Annotated in this window: 19 protein-coding genes; 5 read left to right on the top strand and 14 right to left on the bottom strand. The window is 60.7% G+C overall.

Features of this window, described 5'->3' with window-relative positions; translation table 11 throughout:
• Positions 1 to 34: 34 nt before the first annotated feature.
• Positions 35 to 3,496, bottom strand: coding sequence for a DNA polymerase III subunit alpha (gene dnaE, locus AKL25_RS14700; RefSeq protein ID WP_050478445.1), 3,462 nt, complete (start codon positions 3,494 to 3,496; stop codon positions 35 to 37).
• A gap of 206 nt (positions 3,497 to 3,702) precedes the next feature.
• Between dnaE and AKL25_RS14695 the strand changes: the two genes are divergently transcribed.
• Positions 3,703 to 4,602 carry a sulfurtransferase gene (locus tag AKL25_RS14695; protein ID WP_205627258.1) on the top strand — a complete coding sequence of 300 codons (900 nt, stop codon included), beginning with the start codon at positions 3,703 to 3,705 and terminating at the stop codon, positions 4,600 to 4,602.
• Between the two features lie 75 nt (positions 4,603 to 4,677).
• On the opposite strand, the gene AKL25_RS14690 is transcribed toward AKL25_RS14695, so the two are convergent.
• Positions 4,678 to 5,253, bottom strand: a complete 576-nt coding sequence (locus AKL25_RS14690) for a flavodoxin family protein (RefSeq protein WP_050478444.1) — start codon at positions 5,251 to 5,253, stop codon at positions 4,678 to 4,680.
• A gap of 254 nt (positions 5,254 to 5,507) precedes the next feature.
• On the opposite strand from AKL25_RS14690, the gene AKL25_RS14685 reads away from it, so the two are divergent.
• Together AKL25_RS14685 and gluQRS are read left to right on the top strand one after the other, a co-directional pair.
• Entirely contained in the window at positions 5,508 to 6,434 is a 927-nt protein-coding gene (locus AKL25_RS14685) for a LysR family transcriptional regulator (RefSeq protein WP_050478443.1), read from the top strand.
• The gene (gluQRS, locus tag AKL25_RS14680; protein WP_050478442.1) at positions 6,431 to 7,333 is read left to right on the top strand and encodes a tRNA glutamyl-Q(34) synthetase GluQRS; all 903 of its coding nucleotides are present in this window, start codon (positions 6,431 to 6,433) and stop codon (positions 7,331 to 7,333) included. Before AKL25_RS14685 ends, gluQRS begins: the two co-directional genes overlap by 4 nt.
• A gap of 22 nt (positions 7,334 to 7,355) precedes the next feature.
• Here gluQRS and AKL25_RS14675 read toward each other — a convergent pair whose 3' ends face one another.
• Positions 7,356 to 8,867, bottom strand: coding sequence for a DEAD/DEAH box helicase (locus AKL25_RS14675; RefSeq protein ID WP_050478441.1), 1,512 nt, complete (start codon positions 8,865 to 8,867; stop codon positions 7,356 to 7,358).
• Positions 8,868 to 9,213: 346 nt separating this feature from the next.
• Complete coding sequence (locus tag AKL25_RS14670) at positions 9,214 to 9,897, bottom strand: fumarylacetoacetate hydrolase family protein (protein WP_050478440.1); 684 nt, start codon at positions 9,895 to 9,897, stop codon at positions 9,214 to 9,216.
• A 220-nt stretch (positions 9,898 to 10,117) separates the two neighbouring features.
• On the opposite strand from AKL25_RS14670, the gene AKL25_RS14665 reads away from it, so the two are divergent.
• Positions 10,118 to 11,953 (top strand): tetratricopeptide repeat protein, encoded by a 1,836-nt coding sequence (locus AKL25_RS14665; RefSeq protein ID WP_050478439.1) that lies wholly within the window; start codon positions 10,118 to 10,120, stop codon positions 11,951 to 11,953.
• 76 nt (positions 11,954 to 12,029) lie between these two features.
• Here AKL25_RS14665 and AKL25_RS14660 read toward each other — a convergent pair whose 3' ends face one another.
• Positions 12,030 to 12,911 carry an SMP-30/gluconolactonase/LRE family protein gene (locus AKL25_RS14660; RefSeq protein ID WP_050478438.1) on the bottom strand — a complete coding sequence of 294 codons (882 nt, stop codon included), beginning with the start codon at positions 12,909 to 12,911 and terminating at the stop codon, positions 12,030 to 12,032.
• Between the two features lie 204 nt (positions 12,912 to 13,115).
• Positions 13,116 to 14,225, bottom strand: a complete 1,110-nt coding sequence (locus AKL25_RS14655) for a porin (protein WP_050478437.1) — start codon at positions 14,223 to 14,225, stop codon at positions 13,116 to 13,118.
• A gap of 293 nt (positions 14,226 to 14,518) precedes the next feature.
• Between AKL25_RS14655 and AKL25_RS14650 the strand changes: the two genes are divergently transcribed.
• Positions 14,519 to 15,460 (top strand): LysR family transcriptional regulator, encoded by a 942-nt coding sequence (locus AKL25_RS14650; RefSeq protein ID WP_050478436.1) that lies wholly within the window; start codon positions 14,519 to 14,521, stop codon positions 15,458 to 15,460.
• A gap of 178 nt (positions 15,461 to 15,638) precedes the next feature.
• On the opposite strand, the gene AKL25_RS14645 is transcribed toward AKL25_RS14650, so the two are convergent.
• The 8 genes from AKL25_RS14645 to AKL25_RS14610 form a co-directional block, all read right to left on the bottom strand.
• Positions 15,639 to 16,415 carry an SDR family NAD(P)-dependent oxidoreductase gene (locus AKL25_RS14645; protein WP_050478435.1) on the bottom strand — a complete coding sequence of 259 codons (777 nt, stop codon included), beginning with the start codon at positions 16,413 to 16,415 and terminating at the stop codon, positions 15,639 to 15,641.
• Positions 16,416 to 16,439: 24 nt separating this feature from the next.
• Positions 16,440 to 17,438, bottom strand: coding sequence for an AraD1 family protein (gene araD1, locus AKL25_RS14640; protein WP_050478434.1), 999 nt, complete (start codon positions 17,436 to 17,438; stop codon positions 16,440 to 16,442).
• Between the two features lie 12 nt (positions 17,439 to 17,450).
• Positions 17,451 to 19,199, bottom strand: a complete 1,749-nt coding sequence (locus AKL25_RS14635) for an IlvD/Edd family dehydratase (protein ID WP_050478433.1) — start codon at positions 19,197 to 19,199, stop codon at positions 17,451 to 17,453.
• 120 nt (positions 19,200 to 19,319) lie between these two features.
• Positions 19,320 to 20,534, bottom strand: a complete 1,215-nt coding sequence (mmsB, locus tag AKL25_RS14630) for a multiple monosaccharide ABC transporter permease (RefSeq protein WP_050478432.1) — start codon at positions 20,532 to 20,534, stop codon at positions 19,320 to 19,322.
• Positions 20,521 to 22,059: a multiple monosaccharide ABC transporter ATP-binding protein gene (mmsA, locus tag AKL25_RS14625; RefSeq protein WP_050478431.1), complete on the bottom strand. Its 1,539-nt coding sequence runs from the start codon at positions 22,057 to 22,059 to the stop codon at positions 20,521 to 20,523. Before mmsA ends, mmsB begins: the two co-directional genes overlap by 14 nt.
• A gap of 193 nt (positions 22,060 to 22,252) precedes the next feature.
• Entirely contained in the window at positions 22,253 to 23,326 is a 1,074-nt protein-coding gene (gene chvE / locus AKL25_RS14620) for a multiple monosaccharide ABC transporter substrate-binding protein (RefSeq protein ID WP_050478430.1), read from the bottom strand.
• A gap of 212 nt (positions 23,327 to 23,538) precedes the next feature.
• Positions 23,539 to 24,570: a galactofuranose ABC transporter, permease protein YjfF gene (gene yjfF, locus AKL25_RS14615; protein ID WP_050478429.1), complete on the bottom strand. Its 1,032-nt coding sequence runs from the start codon at positions 24,568 to 24,570 to the stop codon at positions 23,539 to 23,541.
• A gap of 16 nt (positions 24,571 to 24,586) precedes the next feature.
• Positions 24,587 to 25,666, bottom strand: a complete 1,080-nt coding sequence (locus AKL25_RS14610; RefSeq protein WP_050478428.1) for an ABC transporter permease — start codon at positions 25,664 to 25,666, stop codon at positions 24,587 to 24,589.

Here is a 25,666-nt window from a genome sequence, read left to right as displayed (position 1 = left end):
TTTATTCCGGAACCGATTGCCGATTCCGGGTTTATTAATATTCAACGACAACTGCTTCTTGCCCGAATGACTCTCGCAGCGACGACTGCAGGCCATCGCTGGGCACAACGCGCCAGGCGTCTCCGAGCACCACTTCGCAACCCACGCCGGACTGTACATATTTCATGACGAAGGGTAAGCCCTGCTCCTGACGATATGTTGACAAGGTGTCGCGCAGATACGCCGGATCGATGCTCTTGTTGAGCGACACCACGACCCGTTGCCCATACTGAATACGCGCGGCGCCGATGTCCATGACCTTTTCGGCAGAGATGCGCAAGCCGCCGTTGAAGCGGTCTTCCGATACTTTGCCTTGCACGATCAGCAATTCGTCTTCCTTGAAAAAGGCCTTGTTCGGCTCAGCCAGTTCGCCATAGACGGTGACGTCGACCGTGCCGCTGCCGTCATCGAGCGACACGATCAGCAGCTTGCCGCGCTGGGTCATCTGCACGCGGATGCCGGTGATGATGCCGGCCAGCGAGCGCGGATCGCGCGAGGGTTCCAGGCTGGAAATCTTGGTGCGCACGAACTGGCGCACTTCCTTCTCATAGGCGTCGAACAGGTGGCCGGAGAGGTAGAAGCCGAGCGCGGTCTTTTCTTCGGTGAGGCGTTGCTTGTCGGTCCACGGACGCACTTCCACGTATTCGAGCGGTGTTTCAAGGTCGCTGTCGTCGCCGCCGAACAGGCTGACCTGGTTGGCCGAAGCTTCCAGCTGCTCGGCGTTTTCCCAGGCCAGGCCGACCGAGGCTTGCAGGATCGCGCGGTCAACGCCGAAACAATCGAAGGCGCCGGCGCGGATCAGCGAATCGACCGTGCGGCGGTTGATCTGGCGCTTGTCGACGCGCTTGGCGAAGTCGAACAAGTCCTTGAACGCGCCGCCTTCCTGGCGTGCGGCGATGATGGCTTCGATCGCGCTCTGGCCGGAGCCCTTGACGGCGCCGAGGCCATAGCGGATCTGCATGGCCTTCTTGCCCGGCTCGCCGACCGGCGTAAAGCGGTAATCCGACAGGTTGATGTCGGGCGGCAGCAAGCCCAGGCCGCAGACGTCGAGTGCGTCTTCAACCAGGATCTTGATCTTTTCGGTGTCGTCCATGGCGAGCGACAAGTTGGCTGCCATGAACGCTGCGGGATGATGGGCCTTGAGGTAAGCGGTGTGATACGACAGCAGCGCGTAGGCGGCGGCGTGCGACTTGTTGAAGCCGTAGCCCGCGAACTTTTCCATCAGGTCGAAGATGTCATCGGCCTTTTCCTGCGACAGGCCGTCTTTGGCGGCGCCGGCACGGAAGATATTGCGGTGCTCGGCCATCTCTTCGGCCTTCTTCTTACCCATCGCGCGGCGCAGCAAGTCGGCGCCGCCGAGCGAGTAGCCGCCGACCACCTGCGCCATCTGCATCACCTGCTCCTGATACACCATGATGCCGTAGGTTTCGGACAGAATGCCTTCGGTACGCGGATCGGGATAGTCGAACTTTTCGCCGTGCTTACGTTTGCAGAAGTCGGGAATCAGGTCCATCGGGCCCGGACGGTAGAGCGCCACCAGCGCAATAATGTCTTCGAAGCGGTCGGGACGCGCGTCCTTCAGCATGCCTTGCATGCCGCGGCTTTCAAGCTGGAACACGGCGACCGTCTTGGCCTTGGTCAGCAGGTCGTACGATGCGCGGTCGGTCAACGGCAGCTTGGCCAGGTCGAAATCGGCCATGTTCGGATCGAGCTGCTTGATATAGCGCACCGCGCGGTCGAGGATGGTCAGCGTGGTCAGGCCCAGAAAGTCGAACTTCACCAGGCCGACGGCTTCGACGTCGTCCTTGTCGTACTGCGACACCACGCCGGCGTCGCCGCCCTGGGTGTAGAGAGGACAGAAATCGGTCAGCTTGCCCGGGGCGATCAACACGCCCCCGGCGTGCATGCCGATGTTGCGGGCGATGCCTTCGACCTGCTGGGCCAGGCCCATCAGCTGCTTCACTTCGTCTTCGTTTTCCAGCCGTTCTTTCAGCAGCGGCTCTTCTTCGATGGCGTCGGCCAGCGTCACCAGCTTGCCCGGCTTGAACGGGATCAGCTTGGAAATGCCGTCGCAGAAGTTGTAGCCCAGATCGAGCACGCGGCCGACGTCGCGCACCGCGCCCTTGGCCGCCATGGTGCCGAAGGTGGCGATCTGCGAGACCGCCTCCTTGCCGTAGCGGTCCTTCACGTACTGAATGACGCGGTCGCGGCCTTCCTGGCAAAAGTCGATGTCGAAGTCGGGCATGGAAACCCGCTCAGGGTTCAGGAAGCGCTCGAACAGCAGGTTGTATTCCAGCGGATCCAGATCGGTAATCGAGAGCGAATACGCCACCAGCGAACCGGCGCCTGAACCCCGGCCCGGCCCGACCGGCACGCCGTTGTTCTTGGCCCACTGGATGAAGTCGGCCACGATCAGGAAGTAGCCCGGGAATTTCATCTTGATGATGGTGTCGTTCTCGAACTTCAGGCGCGCCTCGTAGCGCGGGCGTTCCTTCTCGCGCCGCGCTTCGTCCGGGAACAGGTGCTTGAGGCGCGCTTCCAGGCCGACCTTGGTTTCAGCGACCAGGAAGTCGTCGATGGTCATGCCGTCCGGCGTCGGGAAGTTCGGCAACTGCGGCTTGCCCAGCGTCAGCGTCAGGTTGCAGCGCTTGGCGATCTCGATAGTGTTTTGTATGGCGCCCGGCAAGTCGGCGAACAGCGCGGCCATGTCGGCCTGGGATTTGAAATCCTGCTGGTCGTTGAAGCGGCGCACACGGCGCGCATTGGCCAGGATCTCGCCTTCGGCGATACAGGTGCGCGCCTCGTGGGCGACGAATTCATCCTGCGACAGGAACTGGATCGGATGCGTCGCCACCACGGGCAAGCCGAGGCGCGCCGCCAGGGCGACCGACTGGCGCACCTGGATATCCATGTTGGGCTGGTTGGCGCGCTGGATTTCCACATAAAAAGCGCCGGGGAAGAACTCGCTCCAGCGTTGTGCGCAGCGTTCGGCTGCAGCCACGTTGCCGTTCTCAATGGCAATGCCGACATCGCCGAAATGGGCGCCGGACAGTGCGATCAGCCCGTTGCCGCCGTCTTCGTGGCGCAATTGTTCCAGCCACTCGGGGCGGATTTCGGCGCGGCCGCGGTGCAGGTTGGTCAGCCAGGCTTTGCTGAGCAGGTCGCACAGCTGCAGATAGCCGTGATGGTTCTTGACCAGCAGCAGCAGGCGCGACGGCTTGTCGCGGTCGTCGTCGTTGCTGATCCAGACGTCGCAGCCGGCGATCGGCTTGACGCCTTTGCCGCGCGCGCCTTTGTAGAACTTGACCATGCCGAACAGGTTCGCCAGGTCGGTGATCGCCAGGGCCGCCTGACCGTCTTTTGCTGCTGCTTTGACAACATCGTCGATGCGGACCAGGCCGTCGACGATGGAATACTCGGAATGGAGCCGTAGATGAACGAATTGCGGTGTAGTCATAGGGCCATATTTTACCGTGCCGTGACATGCCGCTCAGGTGGAATTTACGATTAGCAATCACAAGACAACAACATACCCGGAAGACGGTCTCGGTCGACGCTGTTTGATTTGCATCATGGATCCCGCAAATTGCTGCACGCGTGCGGCGCAGAATGGCCTCGGGGCGTTTATAATGCTGTTAATTCAAAGACTTAGGCAATATCACCATGCAACAAATGCAAGAAACCGCAAATTCGTACGTCAACATCGCGGCCTATAAATTCATCACCTTCAACGACACCGCCGAAAAGCGCCCAGTGTTTCTGGCATTCTGCCAGCAGCACAAGCTGCGCGGCACCGTCATCCTGAGCCCCGAAGGCATCAACCTGTTCCTCGCCGGCAAGCGCGCCGATATCGACGCCTTTTTAACCTGGCTGCGCGCCGACGCGCGTTTTGCCGACATCCAGGTCAAGGAAAGCTTCTCCGAACACCAGCCGTTCAACCGCATGCTGGTCAAGCTCAAGGCCGAGATCATCACCATGAAGCATCCGCTGATCAAGCCGGAAGAAGGCCGCGCGCCCTTCGTCGAAGCCAAAACGCTCAAGCGCTGGCTCGATCAGGGCCATGACGACAACGGCAAACCTGTGGTCATGGTCGATACGCGCAACGCCTTTGAGGTCGATGTCGGCACCTTTGAAAACACCATCGACTACCGCATCGAAAAATTCACCGAGTTTCCGCAAGTGATCGCCGATCACAAGGACGAGCTGAACGACAAGACCGTGGTGACCTTCTGCACCGGCGGCATCCGCTGCGAAAAAGCCGCCATCCACATGCAAAACATCGGCTACGACAGCGTCTATCAGCTCGAGGGCGGTATTCTCAAGTACTTTGAAGAAGTCGGCGGCGCGCATTATCAGGGCGACTGCTTCGTCTTCGACTACCGCACCGCGCTCAACCCGCAATTGCAGGAAACGCAGACCGAGCAATGCTTCGCCTGCCGCGCCGTGGTGACGCCGCGCGAGCAATTGTCGCCGGCCTACGTGCCCGGCAAATCCTGCCCGCATTGCGCTCCGGAACTGGCGACGGCGCCTGCCCCGGCGCCGAATGCAGGTGCGACCGTCTGAGCATCTCCCGCTGTCGGCGGCACATAAACAAAAAGCCCACCTTTCGGTGGGCTTTTTGCATGGGAAACGTCGCGCTTATTTCTTGAATTGCGCGGCCGTTTCAGCAACGCGCTTGCCGAACAGCTTGGCGGTTTCCAGATCGCCCGGCAGCGGGCCTTCTTCCGGCGAGGAATCCGACGGGCTTTGCGCCATCAGACCGGAGAAAGAACCGACGAAGTTGATGTCGTTGCGTTGCGCCGCCTTGGAGTTGGCAGGCATCAGGCCGGTGCCGACCCAGACCATGCTGTGTTGCATACCCAGCGTGAACAGGTAGTGCAGGGTCGACAGCTTGTCGCCGTTCATCGTGGCCGAATTGGTGAAGGCGGCGCCGATCTTGTCTTTCCATTTTTGCGAGAACCATGGCTTGGAGCTGGCGTCGGCGAATTTCTTGAATTGCCAGGAGACGGAACCCATGTAGGTCGGCGAGCCGAAGATGATGGCGTCGGCAGCGTCCAGCGTGGCCCAGTCAGCGTCGGCGATATTGCCTTCGGCGTTGATGGCGATCAGGTCCACGGTGGCGCCGGCGGCGGATGCGGCGCCGGCCTGCACGGCTTCAGCTTGCTTCTTGGTGTGGCCGTAGCCGGAGTGATAAACGATAGCGACTTTGCTCATGTTGGTTTCCTTGTTGGGGTGAGAGGAAAAACTGACGCCTGTATGTACTAACGAGAGAACTGCAGAAGAAGCCGGGAAAGAATAGCGTCTTTTGGCAGACTAATCGGATATTTTCAGGCGCTTGTACAAATTTTCTGTGCGTGCACTACACTATATCCACTTGCTTTCACTGAGATAAGCCTGTCAATTCAGACATATTATTCAAAAATTTTAAACAAACCCGCCGACAGGCTTTTTCCGACCGCCCTCATCGCATGAACCTCACGCTGGAAGCCCTGCAAATCCTCGACATGATCGACCGCAAGGGCAGCTTCGCCGCTGCGGCGCTGGCGCTCGACCGCGTGCCGTCGGCGCTGACCTACAGTGTGCGCAAACTGGAAGACGACCTCGACGTGCTGCTGTTCGACCGGCGCGGCCATCGCGCCAAGTTGACGCCGGCCGGCCAGGAACTGCTGACCGAAGGCCGTCACCTGCTGCATGCCGCCGACGATCTCGAACAGCGCGTCAAGCGCACCGCCACCGGCCGCGAAACCGAATTGCGCATCGTCCTCAACAGCATCATCCCGTTCGCCAAAATGCTGCCGCTGATCGCCGCCTTCGACCGCGAAGCCGGCGGCACCAGACTGCGCTTCGTCCCCGGCGTCTTGTCCGGCACCTGGGAAGAACTCATGGCCGGACGCGCCGACCTGGTCATCGGCGCCACGCTGGACGGACCGGAAATCGTGCGCACCAGCGGCCGCTTCCAGACGCGCCCGCTGGGCGTAGTCGACTGGGCCTTTGCGGTAGCGCCGGACCATCCGCTGGCCGACGCGCCGGAACCGCTTTCGCCCGAACTGGTGCGCCAGCATCGCGCCGTGGCCGTCGGCGACAGCAGCCGCAGCAATCCCGGCATCACGATGGGCTTGCTGGCCGGCCAGGAAACCCTGACCGTGCCGGGCGTGGACGACAAACTGCAGGCGCAGCTGGCCGGGCTGGGCTGCGGCCATCTGCCGCGCTTCTGGGCGCAGCACTATCTCGACAGCGGCGCCTTGATCGAGAAACAGACCATCATGAGCAAGCCGCATGAAAATTTCCTGGTGGCCTGGCCCAAGGCCGATCAGGGAAAGTCTCTAAAATGGTTCCTCCATCAACTGTCGCAACCTGAAATCCAGCGTTCGCTGCTGGGCCCCGTCACGCCATGAAGTCTGCATCCGCCCCCTCCTCCTACATCGGCCGTTTTGCCCCCTCGCCTTCCGGCCCGCTGCACGCCGGCTCGCTGGTGGCCGCGATGGCCAGTTATCTGGATGCGCGCGCGCATCAGGGACAGTGGCTGCTGCGCATCGAAGACATCGACGAAGCGCGCACCGTCGCCGGCGCGGCGCACGACATCGAAGCCGCCCTGCGCACCTTCGGCATGCGCTGGGATGGGCCGGTACTGGTGCAGAGCCGACGCAAACAACACTATCGCGACGCGTGCGACCGGCTGGGCGCGCATGTCTACGCCTGCGGCTGCAGTCGCAAAGAAATCGCCGATTCGCGGCTGGGGATCGCTGCGGACGGCGCCGCCATCTACCCCGGCACCTGCCGCAACGGCCTGGCGCCGGGCAAGACTGCACGGGCGCTGCGCGTGCGCGTGCCGGAACCGGGGCAGTACGGCGAAGAGATTGCATTCGAGGATCGCTGGCTGGGATGGCAGAGCCAGCATCTGGCCAGCGAAGCCGGCGATTTCGTCCTGAAACGCGCGGATGGCTTCTGGGCTTATCAGCTGGCGGTCGTCGTGGACGATGCCGAGCAAGGCGTGACGCATGTCGTACGCGGCGTTGACCTGCTGGAGTCGACGGCGCGGCAAATTTACCTGCAACGCTTGCTCGGCTATCCGACGCCGTCTTATCTGCACGTGCCGCTGGTCAAGCATACGGACGGAGAGAAACTGTCCAAGCAAAACGGCGCACAGGCGCTGGATCTCACACGCCCGCTCGACGAGTTGCACCTGGCTGCGGAGTTTCTGGGACTGGAAATGACAACGGCGACCGAAGTCGCCGCGTTCTGGGAGCTTGCTACCTCGGCCTGGCAACGCCGTCTGGCGCAGCTGCAAACCTAAGTTGCAAATCTAATCCGAAAACTTAAGCCTGACGCTTGGGCATGCCGCCCAGCAACGCCGCCACTTTGTGCTTCGGCGGCTTGCTGCTTACCGGCTTGGCAACGGCTGCGCCGGCCTCGACCGGCGCCGGTGCCGAAGTCGGCTCATACGGCTTGAGGAACCACGGATCGACTTTTTCCTTGCGGCCGCCGCCGTTGCTGCGACCATAGGATTGCGTATCGCGCGGCGCGCTGACGCGCTCGCTACGCTCAGCGGCACCATTGCTACGGCTGCTGCTGCGGTCGCCACGATCGCTTCTTTCGCCGCGTTCGGAACGCTCGCCACGATCGCTGCGCTCTCCACGCTGACGCGGAACGAAACCGGTCAGTTCGGAACGCACGAACTTGATCTTGATCAGCTTTTCGATATCGACCAGCAGGCGCTCGTCCTTGTCCGAGAACAGCGAGATTGCATCGCCCGAAGCGCCCGCGCGGCCGGTACGACCGATACGGTGGACGTAGTCTTCGGCGTTGTACGGCAGATCGATATTGATCACGCAAGGCAGATCGGTGATGTCCAGACCGCGCGCGGCGACGTCGGTCGCCACCAGCACTTCGACCTGGCCCTGCTTGAAGGCTTCCAGTGCGGCCATGCGCTCGCCCTGGGATTTATCGCCGTGGATCGCGGAAGCTTTGACGCCGTCGTTCTCCAGCTGGCGCGCCAGTTTGGAGGCGCCGATCTTGGTGTTCGAAAACACGATCACCTGCTTGAGCTGGCGCTCGCGGATGATATGCGCGACGGCTTCGCTCTTGGCGTCTTCGTCGACTTTGTAAATGGTCTGGGTCACGCGCTCGGCGGTGGCGTTGCTGCGCGCCACTTCGATGGTGACCGGGTTGTTCTGGAAGCTGGCGGCCAGCTTCTTGATCTCCGGCGAGAAGGTCGCGGAGAACATCAGGTTCTGGCGCTGCTTAGGCAGCAGGTTGATGATGCGCTGCAGGTCCGGCAGAAAGCCCATGTCCAGCATGCGGTCGGCTTCATCCATCACCAGGATCTGGGTCTGCGACAAATTCACGGTCTTTTGCTGGACATGATCCAGCAGGCGGCCCGGGGTCGCGATAACGATTTCAACGCCGGCGCGCAAGGTTGCCGTTTGCGGCGCCATGTCGACCCCGCCGAAGACCACGGTGGAACGCAGCGGCGTGAAACGGGAATAAGCTTTGACGTTGTCGGCAACCTGGTCGGCCAGCTCGCGCGTCGGGGTGAGGATCAGCGCGCGCACCGGGTGACGCGCCGGCGACATGCTGGTGCTGGCGTGGGCCAGCAGCAATTGGATGATCGGCAGCGAGAAACCCGCCGTCTTGCCGGTGCCGGTCTGGGCGGCCCCCATGACATCGCGCCCTTGCAATACGACAGGAATCGCCTGCGCCTGGATCGGTGTCGGATGGATGTACCCCTGCTCCGACAGCGCTTTCAGGATGTCGGGCGACAGGCCGAAGTCTTCAAAACGAACTTCAGGCACTTCAGGTACTGCTGTTTCAGGCAATTGCTCGGGCATGTTAGGGATGAGTCCTCAGGCGAACCCTGCGTGAATCGATGCAATGCGACACAATGTTCTGCACAGCAGATTGCGACGGGCACATTCGCGAAGAGGCTCTGTTGCTTTCAGTAATAACGGATGTTTGACATATCACGCGGCGCCGACCCTGCATGAAAAACAGGGCGCCCGCGTCAAGAGGTTGCCGAACGGAAACCGACCGGCAAACCGCTATTATACGCCCCTCGGCAATTTGGCTTCATGACAGTTTAATGTCACGTCAACCGGGCGATATAAAAATGACAATCAGGCCGCCTCGCCGGCAACGGCGGCAAGGACGGCCCTCATAGGGAAAAACAGGAGAAAATCAGACGATCGTGACGTTCAGATCGACCAGGCCGTCGACGTGGCCGTGCAACTTGTCGCCCTTGACCACGGCGCCGACGCCTTCCGGCGTGCCGGTATAAATCAGGTCGCCGGGGAACAGCTCCACCAGCCCGGACAGATAGGAAATGGTCTCGGCCACGTTCCATATCAGGTCCGACAGATCGCCTTGCTGGCGCACTTCGCCGTTGACCTTGAGCCAGATCGCGCCCTTGTCGGGGTGGCCGATCTTCGACACCGGCAGCAACGGCGCGCACGGCGCCGAATGGTCGAAGCCCTTGCCCATGTCCCACGGGCGCGCCAGCTTCTTGGCCTCGCCTTGCAGGTCGCGGCGCGTCATGTCGAGGCCGACGGCATAGCCGAACACCAGTTCCAGCGCTTTTTCCACCGGAATATCGCGGCCGCCCTTGCCCAGAGCCACCACCATTTCGATCTCATGCTGGTAGTCGTTGGTCTTGCTCGGATACGGCACCTCGCTGTCGGTCGGCACGATGGTGTCGGTCGGCTTCATGAAGAAAAACGGCGGTTCGCGGTTCGGATCGTGACCCATTTCGCGCGCATGAGCAGCGTAATTGCGGCCGACGCAGTAGATGCGGCGCACAGGGAAAGGATCGCCGCCGACGACCGGTACGGTGGTGATGGCGGGAACGGGTATGGCGTAAGTCATGGCTGAAACTCCGGCTATAAATATGTTCTTGGATGCTGAGCAGCCCCATCGGGCCTCTGCGAGTGTAAAAGAAAACACCGCGCCATGCTGGCCGCAGACGGCGAAATCCGACATGAGGGCTGTTTTTTTGTGTAGCATCGTGAAAACTTAACGCTTGGTTCACCCTTGCTTCACGCTTAGTTCTCACTTTCTCACGAAACGTCACCCAGACTCTCAGCTTATGCGGCCTACACCCCAGAATCCAGCCATTGCAGCACAAATTCAGCAAGCCGTCGTCCTGCACCAGCGCGGCGACCACGACAAGGCGGAAGCCATGTACAAGAAAGTGCTGGCCAAGGCGCCCAGGCACTTCCAGGCGCTGTATCTGATGGGCATGCTGCAACTGCACCGCGAAGATCCGGCCGGCGCCATCGAATGGATCGACCAGGCGCTCAAGATCAACCCTACCCATATCGATGCGCAATTCGACCGCGCCACCGCGCTGGAAGATCTGGAGCGTTACACCGAGGCCCTGCGCAGCTACGATCTGGTGCTGGCGCTCAAGTCCGATTTCACCGAAGCGCTGTACCGCCGCGGCAACGTGTTGCGCGCGATGAAGCGCCACATGGAAGCGCTGGATTGCTACAAGCGCGTACTGGCCGTCAAGCCTGACCATGCCCAGGCCTGGCTCAAGCAAGGCAACTCGCTCAACGACCTGGGCCGTCTGCGCGAGGCCCTTACCTGCTACGAGAAAGCCGTGGAAGCTGCGCCGGAATACCCGGAAGCCTTGTTCAACCTGGCCAACACGCTCAAGGAATTCGACCGCATCGACGAAGCCATGGCGACCTATGACAAGGTGCTGGAAATCGAGCCGGATTTCGCCGAAGCAATCGCCAACCGCGCCTATCTGCTGGCCGGCAAAAACCGCCTGGAAGAAGCGCTCGCCGGTTACGACCGCGCCATCGCGCTGCTGCCGGATTATCCCGACATGGCCTACAACCGCGCCGTCACGCTGGAAGAACTGCAACGCTACGACGAAGCCATCGCCGCTTATGCGCAAGTGCCCTCCAGCGATCCCAACTACCAGTCGGCGCGCTGGAACACGGCGCTGTGCAACCTCAAGCTCGGCAATCTCGAAGCCGGCTGGCGCCAGTACGAACAACGCTGGCAGACCGAGCAGATGCGCAAGACCCAGCGCTATTTCACGCAGCCGCTGTGGCTGGGCGAGGTTCCGCTGGCCGGCAAAACCATCCTGCTGCATTCCGAGCAAGGCTTCGGCGACACGCTGCAATTCGCACGTTACGTTCCCATGCTGGCCGAACGCGGCGCACGCGTCATCCTGCAGGTGCAACCGGCGCTCAAGCCCCTGATGGCCACGATCAAAGGCGTCGGCGCGGTGCTGGCGACCGGCGAGCAGTTGCCGCCGTTCGACCTGCATTGCCCGCTGATGAGCCTGCCGCTTGCCTGCCAGACGTTTTCGCTCAACGACATCCCCGGCGCCGGTTACCTGCAGCCGGATCCGGCCAAATCCGAAAGCTGGAAGGTCCGCCTCGGCGAAAAACGCAAGCCGCGCGTCGGCATCGTCTGGTCCGGCAGCAACCCGCGCGTCAACAGCCCGGCAACCAAACGACTCGACGCTGCGCGTTCGATCCCGTTCAACGCGCTGTCGCCGTTGCTGCAAAACGACCAGATCGAATTCTTCGCCGTGCAACCGCAGAACAGCACCCTGACTTCGCTGAGCTTCAACCTCGGCGGCCAATCGTCGGGCCTCAACCTCGGCGGCCCGCGTCTCGTCGACTACACGCGCGACCTGCGCGATTTTTCCGATACTGCCGCATTGATAGCCAACCTCGATCTGGTGATTTCGGTCGATACCGCCGCCGCCCATCTGGCAGGTTCGCTGGGCAAGCCGGTCTGGCTGCTCAATCGCTGCAACACCGACTGGCGCTGGCTGCTGGGCCGCAACGATTCGCCGTGGTATCCGAGCATGCGCATCTTCCGCCAGGAAAAGCCCGGCGACTGGAGCAAGGTCATCGAGGATGTCCGCGCAGAACTGCAGCGACAGACGCAAGGCTGAACGCAGATCGGCGACTTCCAAAAAGAAAGCCCGGCTATCATGCCGGGCTTTTTCATGCCATCCAGGCTGCCCGGCGTCATCCGCCGAATCGCACCTCGAGAATGCCTGTCACGCCATCCAGCGCCACCGCAAACAATCCCCCCGACAAAGGTTCGCGCTCGCGCTGCGCCGCATCCATGCCTTCATGCGCCGTTGTCACGTACAGGGTATCCAGTGCAACGCCACCGAACGCCGGACAGCTGGGCTGCGACACCGGCACCGCGATGATCCTGTCGACCAGTCCGTCGGGCGCGTAGCGCACCACGCGTGCACCGCCCCATTGCGCATTCCAGAGATAGCCGCGGCTGTCGATGGCCGATCCGTCGGGACTTCCCTGTTCACCGCCCAGATCGACGAACAGACGCTGCCCGCTGATCGCACCGGTCGCGACATCGTAATCGCAGCACATGATCTTGCCCTGCATCGTGTCGCAGTAATACATGCGCGCGCCGTCCGGACTGAAGCACACGCTGTTGGGAATCGCCACACCCGGCAGCGGCAAACGCTCCAGGCTGAGATCGGTATTGAGGCGATAGTAGCTGCCGATGGGCGCGCGTCCTTTGTCCTCGTTCAGGGTGCCGAACACGAAACGCCCCTGGCGGTCGCAACGGCCGTCATTCAGGCGCGTGGTCGGCAAGTCGTCTTCGATGCGGCAGATCGGCGTGACGGCTTGCGTCTCCAGATCGAAAAACGCCAGCCGCGAGGCCAGGCCGATCAGCAGGCGATTGGTCTGTGCCGTCAGCGCGAAGACCGACAGGCGCTCCGGCATGTTCCAGCTGCGCGTGACGCCGTCGGCGGGACGGTAATTCCACAATACCGAGGCCTGAATATCTGTCCAGAACACCGACTGCGTGCGATCGCACCAGATCGCGCACTCGCCGAGTTCACATTTGCCGTCAACGATAAGGCTTGCTTGCATGGGACATCATCTCCGTTTTCAGAGCCACTGATAAAACACCGCCGGCCGCGTTGCATCTCCTTGCCATCGTTTTTTTGTCAGAAGCTCTCACTGTTCAAATAAACTCAATCAACTCTAAACGAAAAAAGGCAAGCCGTGGCTTGCCTCTTTCCTTGCTGCATTTTACTGCGCTCTGCTGCACATTATGATCGGATCCTCATACGATCAGAACGAGTGAGCGATACCGAAGTAGCCGCCGGTCTGGCTTTGGCCCGCCAGCGGCGCGCCGGCTTCGTCGGCTTCCAGCGAGAAGGTGCCGTTGCCGCTGTTGCGAACAGTACCCGCGCCGACATACAGCAAAGTGCGCTTGGACAGGTTGTAGTTCAGGCCGGCCATGAACAGGTTGGCGGAGCCGCCGTTCTTGTTGGCGTTGACGTGGAAGACCGAACCGATCAGCGTCAGCGCAGGCGAGACCTCGTAGTTGGCGCCGATCCAGTAATGATTGACCTTGTCCGTCGAGCCCGGCGCCACGTCCGGCGCTTTCAGGTTTTCATAACCCAGGTACATCTTCAGTTTGTCGATGGTGTAAGTACCGCCCAGGATCAGCTCTTTGGACGAATCATAGACAGTCCCCGGAACTGTAGCGCCCGACGAGTTCGTCATGACGCTGCCGTACTTGCCGTTGGCGTCGCGTACCAGATCGTAGATCGCGCGCAGTTCCAGACCCTGGTTTTGATAGACCAGCGAGACGCCATCCTTGCGACCCTTGGTGGTCGAACCGGCCTGCTCACCCAGGCTGGTCTGGAAGGTGGCATTGAAGCCGCCCCAGGTCGGCGTCTGGTATTCGATCACGTTGTTGGCGCCGCCCCAGTTGCGGCCGTGCACCAGATTGGCGGTCCCGATCCATTGCTGACCGGTCGGATCCAGGAACCAGACGTCATTGTCGATGAACAGGTTTTTACCGATCTTGACCGAACCGGCGCTGCCGTTCAGGCCGACATACGAACGACGATTGAACAGCGCAGTACCGTTGGTGGCGCCTTTAGTCGCGCCGAAACCCGACTCCAGCAGGAAGAAACTGTTCAGACCGCCACCCAGGTCTTCCTTGCCCTTGAAGCCGATCATGCTGGTGCCCCACTGATTGCTGGCGGCGCGCACTTGCGTGCCGGTGGCGCCGTTGGCCTGATGCACGTTGGTCTGCACATCAACGCCGGCGACGACGCGGCCGTAAATGGTGACGCTGTCTTCCGCCTGCGCGGACGCCAGGCATGCGCCGAACAACGAGGCCGTGCCCAAGGCCTTGAGAATGGTTTTGGTTGAGATGGACTGAGTCATCTGAGGTCTCCGTAGATCTTTGTAGTTTTGACAGGGTGTAGTCGATTGCTGCACCCGCACTTTTTGTTGAAAATCACCTTGATCCGGCGCGCAAAAAATCTCCTCGATACCGGTATTCGTAACCGTTCGATAAGCTTTCCGTAAGCGCCATTTCAACGTGAAGATCACAACGTGAAATCGTTGTGAACTGGGCTAGATACTAAGGATTTGCGACATATATTTCTAATGAATTATTTGCCTAAGCCGATACTTGATTTGATATCATCAAAAGATATAAAAAATGGTGGAGACAAATGAAGAACAGCGACCCGAACTGGTTCCTGCGCGCGCGTCTGAAAACACGGCAACTCTTGCTGTTGATCGCGCTGGATGACGAACGCAATATCCATCGCGCAGCCAACGAACTCAACATGACGCAACCGGCCGCGTCCAAGCAGCTCAAGGATCTGGAAGACACGCTCGGCGTCACGCTGTTCGATCGCCTGCCGCGCGGCATGCGCCCGACCATCTACGGCGAAGCCATGATCCGCCACTCGCGCATGGCGCTCACCAGCCTGTCGAAAGCGCATGAAGACATCGTCGCGCTGAAGTCCGGCCTGTCCGGCCAGGTCGACGTCGGCGTCATCCTGTCGCCTGGCATGTCCCTGATCCCCGCCGCCATTGCGCGCGTCAAGGAACACTCGCCGATGTTGCGCATCGGCGTCGAAGTCGAGAGCAGCAACATCCTGCTGGCGCGCCTGCTGCGCGGCGATCTGGATTTTCTGGTGGCGCGCATTCTCGATGAAGAAGTCAGCCACAACCTGCACTACGAAGAGTTATCCGACGAACCGATCTGCGCCGTCGCCCGCGTCGGCCACCCGCTCCACGAACACAAGAACCTGGAGCTGAAAGACATCGTCGACGACCCGTGGATCATGGCGCCCAAAGGCAGCATCCTGCGCAGCCGCGTCGACCTGATGTTCCGCAAGAGCGGCCTGACGCCGCCGGCCAACGTGGTCGACACCACCGCCATCCTGACCATCACCAGCCTGCTGCAGCAGACCAACTTCCTCTACGCCATGCCGACCGAAGTCGCGCGCTATTACTCCCAGGCGCGCCTGATGGATCTGCTGCCGATAGAATTGCCGTGCAAGATGGACGGCTTCGGCATCATCACCCGCCGCGAACATCTGCTGTCGCCGGGCGCGACGATTTTGCAACAGGCGATCAGGGATGTGGCGAAGACGATTTACTAGTTTTCAACATTCTCACCAATAAAAAAAGCGAGACCTGAAGTCTCGCTTTTTTGTTTTCGGTCTTTTTCGCATCTCGCCTAGATTGTCGAGAAAGTGCCGATAGCAAGGCGCGCCGACGCAGACAGTGCGTGAGCACGGCAAGGAGAAGCAACGCCGCTAGCGGTGCTTTATCGACAATCTACGCCCAGCCGGCATCTACGATGAATTCTTGTGCCGTACACATCACGCTCTCATCCGACGCCAGAAACAACACCATCCGCGCCAGATGCCATGGCAGCAATTCGCCCTGCAGGCACTGATTGCGCTTGATGTCTTCCTTGCCCTTCTCGTCCAGCCACAATTCAATCTGACGCTCGGTCATGACCCAGCCCGGCGTCACGGTATTGACGCGGATATTGTGCGCACCGAGGTCGCGCGCCAGGCCGCGTGTCAGGCCCAGCACCGATGATTTTGCCGTCGTGTAGACCGGGAAACCGCCGCTCGACGTATGCCAGCTGATCGAGCTGAAATTGATGATGGAACCGGCCTTTTTCTTGATCATGCCCGGCGCAATGGCCTGCACGGCGAAGAAAGAAGGACGCTGGTTGATCGCGATGCGGTTGTCCCAATATTCCTGCGTCACGTCTTCCAGCTTGTGGCGCTCGTCGTTGGCGGCGTTGTTCACCAGCACGTCGAAATCGCCCAGTTGCGCCGCCAGCTCCTTGATGGTGTTTTGCAGCGATGCAATATCGCGCAGATCGCAGTAGCGGAACGACGGCGCGACAAAACCGGCGTCGGCGATCTTCTTGCACAGCGCTTCGCTGGCATCCCTGGCGATGTCGACAAAAGCGACGACCGCGCCTTGTTCTGCCAAAGCGCTGACGATGGCCGCACCGATGCCGGTGCCGCCGCCGGTGACGAATACGCGCTTGCCCTTGAGGCTGGGGTAACTCGCCAGTTGATATGTTGCAGACATAGATTCTCCAGAATTAGATTTTGCTCAGAGCACGTTGACCTGCGGGTGCGGCACGTCATCCAGGCTCAGGCGGTTGCGCAATGCCGGGCCGAAGGCGGCAACGTCGATTTCAAACGTTTCGCCGGGTGCGACGCTGATGTTGTCCGAACAGCTCAGCGTCGCCGTGCCGAAGAAGTGAATGTGCACATCGCCGGGACGGCGGAACAGCGGGTACTTGAAGTGATGATATTCAAGATTGGCAACCGTGTGCGACATGTTGTCTTCGCCGCTGAGGAAAGGTTTTTCCCAACGGACCTTGCCGTCTTGCGCACGAATGCGCGACATGCCTTGCACGTGCGCAGGCAGCTCGCCCACCAGTAGCGCCGGACCGACCGAACAGACGCGCAGCTTGGAGTGCGCCAGGAACAGGTAGTTCTGACGTTCCGTCACGTGGTCCGAAAATTCGTTGCCGATGGCGAAACCCAGGCGATACGGCTGGCCGTTGTCGCCGATGAGGTAGAGACCGGCGATCTCCGGCTCTTCACCGCCGTCGAGCGCGAAGTGCGGCATCGCCAGCGGCTCTTCCGCAGCGCGCACGATGGAGCCGTCGCCCTTGTAGAACCACTCGGGCTGCACGCCGATCTTGCCGGCCGCAGGCTTGCCGCCTTCCAGGCCCATGCGGAACATCTTCATGCTGTCGGTCAGGTTGTCGCCGGCGCCGTCCAGCTTCTTGTGCATGGCGTCGCGGCCGTCGGCGCTGCCCAGATGGGTCAGACCGGTGCCGGTGACGTAGCAGTGCGCCGTGTCTTCATGGTCCAGCGGCGCCAGCAGGCCGCCTCTTTCTGCAACCGATGCGTAGTCGGCTACGGTCGAGCCGAGTGCCGCGCCGGCGAAATCCTGCAGAGAACTTTTCTTCGCAATCGCAGCGCGCGCCAATGCGTAGGTGCTGCGATAGCCGTCAACAACGCGGATCTTCTTGCCGTCGTCTTCGAGAACGCCGACGTGACGATTGCCGTCGGCTTGTTTGAATTGCACCAGCAACATGCTTGTTACTCCTCAATGTGAATGCTTGGGGACGGCAGCGCCACGGCAACCGACCAGGAAATCGAAATCGCAGCCTTCGTCGGCCTGCAACACGCGGTCGATGTACAGCGACTGATAGCCGCCCTGCATCGCCGGCTTGACCTGCGCCAGCTTCTCGGCGCGGGCGGTCTGGCGTTGCGCCATTTCTTCATCGCTGATGTCCAGATGCAGGCGGCCCGCCGCGCAATCCATTTCTATCCAGTCGCCGTCCTGCACGATGCCCAAGGGACCGCCGGCAGCCGCTTCCGGCGCCACGTGCAGCACCACGGTGCCGTAGGCGGTGCCGCTCATGCGCGCATCGGAAATGCGCACCATGTCCTTGACGCCTTGCGCCAGGAGCTTGGGCGGCAAGCCCATGTTGCCGACTTCGGCCATGCCGGGATAGCCCTTGGGACCGCAATTTTTCATCACCAGCACCGAGCTGGCGTCGACGTCCAGATCGGGATCGTTGATGCGTTCCTTGTAATGCGCAAAGTCTTCGAACACCACCGCCTTGCCGCGATGCTTCATCAGCTCGGGCGAAGCGGCCGACGGTTTCAGCACCGCGCCGCGCGGCGACAGGTTGCCGCGCAGGATGCAGATGCCGCCGTCGTCAATCAGCGGATTGTCGAGCTGGCGCACCACTTCGTCGTTGTAGATCGGCGCATCCTGATTGTTTTCCCACAGCGTCTTGCCGTTGACGGTCAACGCGTTCTTGTGCGGGATCAGATCGGCTTCGCCGAGGCGGCGCAAGACGGCAGGCAAGCCGCCGGCGTAGTAGAACTCTTCCATCAGGAAGCGGCCCGAAGGCTGCAAGTCGACGATGGTCGGCGTGCCGCGGCCGACGCGGGTCCAGTCTTCCAGTTCCAGATCGACGCCGATACGGCCGGCGATGGCCTTCAGATGGATGACGGCATTGGTCGAACCGCCGATCGCCGCATTAACGCGAATCGCATTTTCAAACGCTTCGCGCGTGAGGATCTTGGACAAGGTCAGTCCTTCCCACACCATGTCGACGATGCGCATGCCGGACATGTGCGCCAGCACATAGCGGCGCGAATCGACGGCGGGGATCGCCGCGTTGTGCGGCAGGGAAGTACCGAGCGCTTCGGCCATGCAAGCCATGGTCGAAGCGGTGCCCATGGTGTTGCAGGTGCCGGCCGAACGCGACATGCCGGCTTCGGCCGCCATGAATTCATGAATCGAAATCTTGCCCGCCTTGACTTGTTCGCTTAACTGCCAGACCACGGTGCCGGAGCCGATGTCCTTGCCTTCGTGCTTGCCGTTCAACATCGGGCCGCCGGTGACGACGATGGCCGGCACGTCGCAACTGGCCGCGCCCATCAGCAATGCCGGCGTGGTCTTGTCGCAACCGACCAGCAGCACCACCGCATCCAGCGGATTGCCGCGGATCGACTCCTCGACGTCCATGCTGGCGAGATTGCGCGTGAGCATGGCGGTCGGACGCAGGTTCGATTCGCCGTTGGAAAACACCGGAAACTCCACCGGAAAACCGCCCGCCTCGATGATGCCGCGCTTGACGTGTTCCGCGATCTTGCGGAAGTGCGCGTTGCACGGCGTCAGTTCGGACCAGGTGTTGCAGATGCCGATGACCGGCTTGCCTTGAAATTCGTGATCGGGAATACCTTGATTCTTCATCCAGCTGCGATACATGAAGCCGTTCTTGTCGGCTGTACCGAACCATGCTGCCGAACGCAGCGTACGCTTCTTGTCGATAGTCATTTACTCATCCAATGGAATAATGCGGTCGCCGCCTCCCGATGCGGCGACGCTGATCAAAACCGGCTGCAAGATGCAATACTTCATACGCATTTGCAGCCACCCCCTCTTGCAGAATTTTTGTTATTTATTTTTGTTATAGACGTCGAAGAACACGGCGGCCAGCAACACCAGGCCTTTGATCACTTGCTGATAATCGATGCCGATACCCATGATGGACATGCCGTTGTTCATGACGCCCATCACGAAGGCGCCGATGACCGCACCCATCACCTTGCCGACGCCGCCCGATGCCGAGGCGCCGCCGATGAAGCAGGCCGCGATCACGTCCAGCTCGAAGCCGGTGCCGGCTTTCGGCGTCGCCGTGTTCAGGCGCGCCGCGAAGATCAGGCCGGCCAGCGCCGCCAGCATGCCCATGTTGACGAAGGTGTAGAAGCTCACGCGTTCGGTCTTGATGCCGGACAGCTTGGCCGCTTTTTCATTGCCGCCGACGGCGTAGACGCGACGGCCGATCGTGGTGCGGTTGGTGACGAAGGTGTAGATCACCATCAGTGCAAACATGATGATCAGCACGTTCGGCATGCCCTTGTAGGACGCCATCAGATAGCTGAAAGCGATGATCGCTGCAGCGAACAGGATATTTTTCAGCAGGAAGAACACGGCCGGCTCTTCTTCCATGCCATGCTTGACCTGCTTGCTGCGACCGTGGACTTTCACCGCCAGCAGGATTGCCGCTGCCGCCACGCCAACCAGCAAGGAGGTCAGGCGCACGCTGCCGGTATCGGCAAACAACTCAGGAATGAAACCCGAGCTCAGCAACTGGAAGCCGCGCGGGAATGGCCCCACCGACTGGCCTTCCAGCAGCGCCAGCGTCAGGCCCTTGAACACCAGCATGCCGGCCAGCGTGACGATGAAGGACGGGATGCGGAAAAACGCCACCCAGTAGCCTTGCGCCGCGCCGATGGCGGCGCCGGCGATCAGGCAGATGACGGTGGTCAGGATGAAATTCATTTCATAGTTGACCATCAGCACCGCCGCCAGCGCGCCGATGAAACCGACCACCGAGCCCACCGACAAGTCGATGTGGCCGGCCACGATCACCATCAGCATGCCCAGCGCCATGATCACCACGTAGCTGTTTTGCAGAACCAGGTTGGTCAGGTTGAGCGGCTGCATCAGCGTGCCGTCGGTCATGACCTGGAAGAAGGCCATGATCGCCACCAGCGACAGCAGCATGCCGTATTCGCGCATGTTGTTCTTGAGGAAGCCGGCGTATTCCCGTTTGACTTCAGGGACCGCGTCGAGCGCAGGTTTCTTGCTCATTTCATTGTTCTCCATTCTTCACATTCCTCACAATCGCTCGCATGATTTTCTCTTGCGATGCTTCCGCCGCCGCAAACTGGCCGACGAATTGCCCTTCGTTCATGACGTAGATCCGGTCGCACATGCCGAGCAGTTCCGGCATTTCCGACGAGATCATGATGATGCACTTGCCTTCCGCGGCCAGCTGGTTGATCAGCGTGTAGATCTCGAACTTGGCGCCGACGTCGATGCCGCGCGTCGGCTCGTCGAGGATCAGCACTTCCGGATTCGAGAACAGCCACTTGCTGAGCACCACCTTCTGCTGGTTGCCGCCGGACAGGTTCACGACCTTTTGCAATACGCTCGAGCAGCGGATCCGCATCTTGTTGCGGAAGTCCGCCGCCACCTTGAATTCGCGCGCCTCGTCGATCACCGACTTGTCGGCGATGGCGCCGAGGTTGGCCAGCGAGATGTTTTTCTTGATGTCTTCTTCCAGCACCAGGCCGTCGCCCTTGCGGTCTTCGGTGACGTAGGCGATGCCGTGGTTGATGGCTTTCTGGATGGTGCCGACGTCGATTTTCTTGCCGTGCAGGTGCACTTCGCCGCTGATCTTGGCGCCGTAAGCGCGGCCGAAGATGCTCTTGGCCAGCTCGGTGCGGCCGGCGCCCATCAGGCCCGCAATGCCGACGATCTCGCCCTTGCGCACGTTGAAATCGATGTCCTTGATCACCACGCGCTCAGGGTGGATAGGATGATGCACGCGCCACTGCTTGACCTCAAAAATGGTCTCGCCGATCTGCGGTTCGCGCTTGGGATAACGGTCCGCCATCTCGCGGCCGACCATGTTCTGGATGATGCGGTCTTCGCTGATGGCTTCCTTGCGGCAGTCGAAGGTATCGACTGTGGCGCCGTCGCGCAGCACGGTGATGGAATCGGCGACCTTGGAAATTTCGTTGAGCTTGTGCGAAATCAGGATGGACGAAATCCCCTGCGCCTTGAGTTCCAGCAGCAGTTCGAGCAAGGCGTCGCTGTCGCTTTCGTTGAGGCTGGCGGTGGGCTCGTCGAGGATCAGCAGCTTGACCTCTTTCGACAAAGCCTTGGCGATCTCGATCAACTGTTGCTTGCCCACGCCGAGGTTGGTGATCAGCGTCGACGGCGGATCCTTCAGGCCGACCTTGGCCAGCAGTTCTTTGGCTTTGGCATAGGAGGCCTCCCAGTCGATCACGCCGCCGGTGGCTTGCTCATTGCCCAGAAACAGGTTCTCGGTAATCGACAGCAGCGGCACCAGCGCCAGCTCCTGGTGGATGATGATGATGCCGACGCTTTCGCTGTCGACGATGTCTTTGAATTCGCGTGTCTGGCCCTGATAGACGATGTCGCCGGAATAGGTGCCGTGCGGATAGACGCCGCTGAGGACTTTCATCAGGGTGGATTTGCCGGCGCCGTTCTCGCCGACCACGGCGTGGATTTCGCCGGTGCGCACTGCCAGGTTGACGTTGTTGAGCGCCTTGACACCCGGGAATGTCTTTTCAATTCCGCGCATTTCCAGAATTGTACTCATGTGTTCTGACCTCTTCTTCTGCGCCGGCCTGCCGTATTGGGAGGGATAGGGCGAGCCGGTTTTACTGCTCTGCGCCGACGGGAATCAGCGTACTCCGGAAACACCAACCCCGCGCGCACGGCGCGGGGTTTCATTGTGTCCGATCCTGAGTGCCGACAAACCGAACAACACAAACTAATCGGAATTACCGAATTTATTTAACTTGTGCTTCGGTGTAGTAGCCGCTGCCGACCAGCACTTCTTTCCAGTTGCTGGCGTCGACGCTGACCGGCTTCAACAGGTAGGAAGGCACAACCTTGACGCCATTGTTATAGGTCTTGGTGTCGTTGATGGTTGGCGCTTTGCCCGACAACACGGAGTCCACCATGGAAACAGTGACCTTGGCCAGTTCACGTGTGTCCTTGAAGATGGTCGAACGCTGTTCGCCGCGGATGATGGACTTGACCGAAGGCACTTCCGCATCCTGGCCGGTCACGACCGGCATCGGCAGCTTCGGTGTACCGTAGCCGACGCCCTTGAGCGAGGAAATGATGCCGATGCTGATGCCGTCATACGGCGACAGCACTGCGTCGACGTGGGCATTGCCGTAGTAAGCGCTCAGCAGGTTGTCCATGCGGGCTTGCGCAGTCGCGCCGTCCCAACGCAGGGTCGCCACCTTGTCCATGCCCAGCTGTTTGCTGCGCACGACCAGCTTGCCCTTGTCGATGTATGGCTTCAGCACCGACATGGCGCCGTTGTAGAAGAAGAAGGCGTTGTTGTCGTCAGCCGAGCCGCCGAACAGTTCGATGTTAAACGGACCCTTGCCGCCCTTCAGATCCAGCGCCTTTTCGATGTACGAAGCCTGCAGCACGCCGACCTGGTAGTTGTCGAAAGTTGCGTAGTAGTCGACGTTCTTGGAGTTGCGGATAAGGCGGTCATAAGCGATGACCTTGATGCCCTTGTCGGCTGCTTTTTGCAGTACGTCGGACAAAGTCGTGCCGTCAATCGCCGCGATCACCAGGACTTTCACGCCCTTGGTCACCATGTTCTCGATCTGCGCCAACTGGTTCGGGATGTCGTCTTCCGCGTATTGCAGGTCGGTCTGGTAGCCCTTTTCCTTGAATACCTTGACCATGTTGTTGCCGTCGGCGATCCAGCGCGCCGAGGATTTGGTCGGCATGGAGATCCCGATCAGGCCCTTGGTCTGGGCGCTGACTTGCGCGCTCACAGCCATCAGACCCATGCTCAGGCCGAGTGTCAGCCCGGCCAATACCGATTTGAGTTTCATACTTCTGTCTCCTAAGTTGTTTGTTGTTTTACTGGCAATGCAAAACATGTCAAAACGCGCGGGGAACGCTCGATGTTCTGCAAGGCCTCTAAGATAACCATTAGAGCAATACATTTCTAATGATTTTTTTCATGAAACCAATATTGTTTTCAGCATCACTTTTTGCGCAAACGCCGCAGTTCTCTCCAACTCGCGTCTGCGGCGTTTTTCTTTTACGCTGCCTGCGCGGCCGGTTTGACGGAACCGCCGCCGCTATTCGCATCTGACGCCTTGGCCGCGCCCAGCGACATCAACCTTTGCGCCAGGCAGAACACGAACAGCAGCACCCCGATCACAATCTTGGTCCACCACGAGCTCAGCGTGCCGTCAAAGGCGATCAAAGTCTGGATCACGCCCAAAATGAGCACGCCGGTCAGCGTTCCCGCCACGTAGCCGTAGCCCCCGGTCAGCAAGGTGCCGCCGATCACCACTGCCGCGATCGCGTCCAGTTCGGTGCCCTGGGCATGCAAACCGTAGCCGGACAACATATAGAACGAGAACAATACACCCGCCAGCGCCGCGCAGAAACCGCTGAAGGCGTAAATCGCGATCTTGGTGCGGCCGACCGGCAAGCCCATCAGCAGGGCCGAATGCTCGTTGCCGCCGATGGCATAGACAGCGCGGCCGAAACGCGTGAAATGCGCCAGATAGATCGCCAGCGCCAGCATCAGCACCGCGATCACCACACTGGGCGAGACGAAGGCGTCGCCGAACCCGAACTCCAGCCGCGTCTGCGACATCGCCACATACAAGGGATCGTCGATCGTGATGGAATTGATACTGATCAGATAACACAAGCCGCGCGCCAGGAACATGCCCGCCAGCGTGACGATGAAGGGTTGCAGCTTGAAAAAATGGATCAGCATGCCCATCGCCGCGCCGAACACGCCGCCCAGCACCAGCACGCAGACGATCACCAACAAGGGATGCCAGTGCCACGCATGCAGCAGATAAGCCGAGATCATCGTCGTCAGCGCCAGCACCGAACCGACTGACAGATCGATGCCGCCGGACAGGATGACGAAGGTCATGCCGATACCGATCACCAGCAGGAAAGCGTTGTCGATCAGCAGGTTGAGCACCACCTGCGCCGAAAAGAAACCGTCATAGGCGACCGAGCCCATCGCAAACAACACCACCAGCAAGGCGACGGTGACCAGCGACGTGAAGTAAGGCGTCGCCAGCAAGGAACGAAAATTCTTCATGATTTTTCCTGAATGCTTAGGCTTGGTTGCCGGATTTGAACAAACGCAGGCGGCGGAACTCGGGCGACTGCGAGAGGCACACAAGGAACACCACCACCGACTTGACCACCATGTTGACTTCCGGCGGCACACCGAGCGAATAGATGGTGTAGGTCAGCGCCTGGATGATCAGCGCGCCGATCACGCTGCCGACCAGGCTGAACTTGCCGCCGGCCAGCGAAGTGCCGCCCAGCGTCACGGCCAGGATGGCGTCCAGCTCCAACAGCAGGCCGGCGTTGTTGGCGTCGGCGCTCTTGATGTTGGCGCTGATCATCAGCCCCGCCATGCCGGCGCAGGCGCTGCAGAAGATGTAGACGAAGAAGATCAGCGCCGCCGTACGGATCCCCGCCAGGCGCGACGCCACCGGGTTGATGCCGACCGACTGGATGAACAGGCCCAGCGCCGTCTTGCGCATCAGCAGCGCCAGCACGACGAACATCCCGGCCACAATGAACAGCGAGAACGGCAGCCCGAACAGATAGCCGCTGCCGAGATAGAAGAACGGCTTGTAGTACACAGTAATGATCTGGCCGTCGGTCATCAGCTGCGCCAGTCCGCGCCCGGCCACCATCAGGATCAGCGTGGCGATGATCGGTTGCAGACCCAGGGTCGCCACCAGCAGGCCGTTCCACGCGCCGCACAGGATTGCCGCTCCCATCGCGGCGGCAATCGCCCAGCCCATGGGGATATTGCTGGCATATTCCTGCACGCCGTTGTTCATCACCATGGTGCCGCCGATCAGCATCGCCGCGACCGTACCGGAAATCGCCACCACCGCCCCCACCGAAATATCGATGCCGCGCGTGGCGATCACCAGCGTCATGCCCAGCGCCGCCAGCATCAGCGGCGCCGCGCGGTTGACGATGTCGATCACGCTGCCGTACAGATGGCCGTCCTTGAGCTCGATGCGGAAGAAGCCCGGGATCATGAAGAAGTCGATCAGCAACAGCACCGCCAGCGCCCCCAAAGGACGCGCCAACGGATGTCGCAAGCCCTGCAGAACGCGCCAGCCGGCAGCATCGTTCTTGTCCTGCCCGGAAACCAGATTTGAATTCAT

The organism is Herbaspirillum rhizosphaerae (assembly GCF_001189965.1).
GTDB lineage: Bacteria > Pseudomonadota > Gammaproteobacteria > Burkholderiales > Burkholderiaceae_D > Herbaspirillum > Herbaspirillum rhizosphaerae.
The sequence above is the reverse complement of the archived record's forward strand: the minus strand, read 5'-3'. Positions and strand labels throughout refer to the sequence as shown.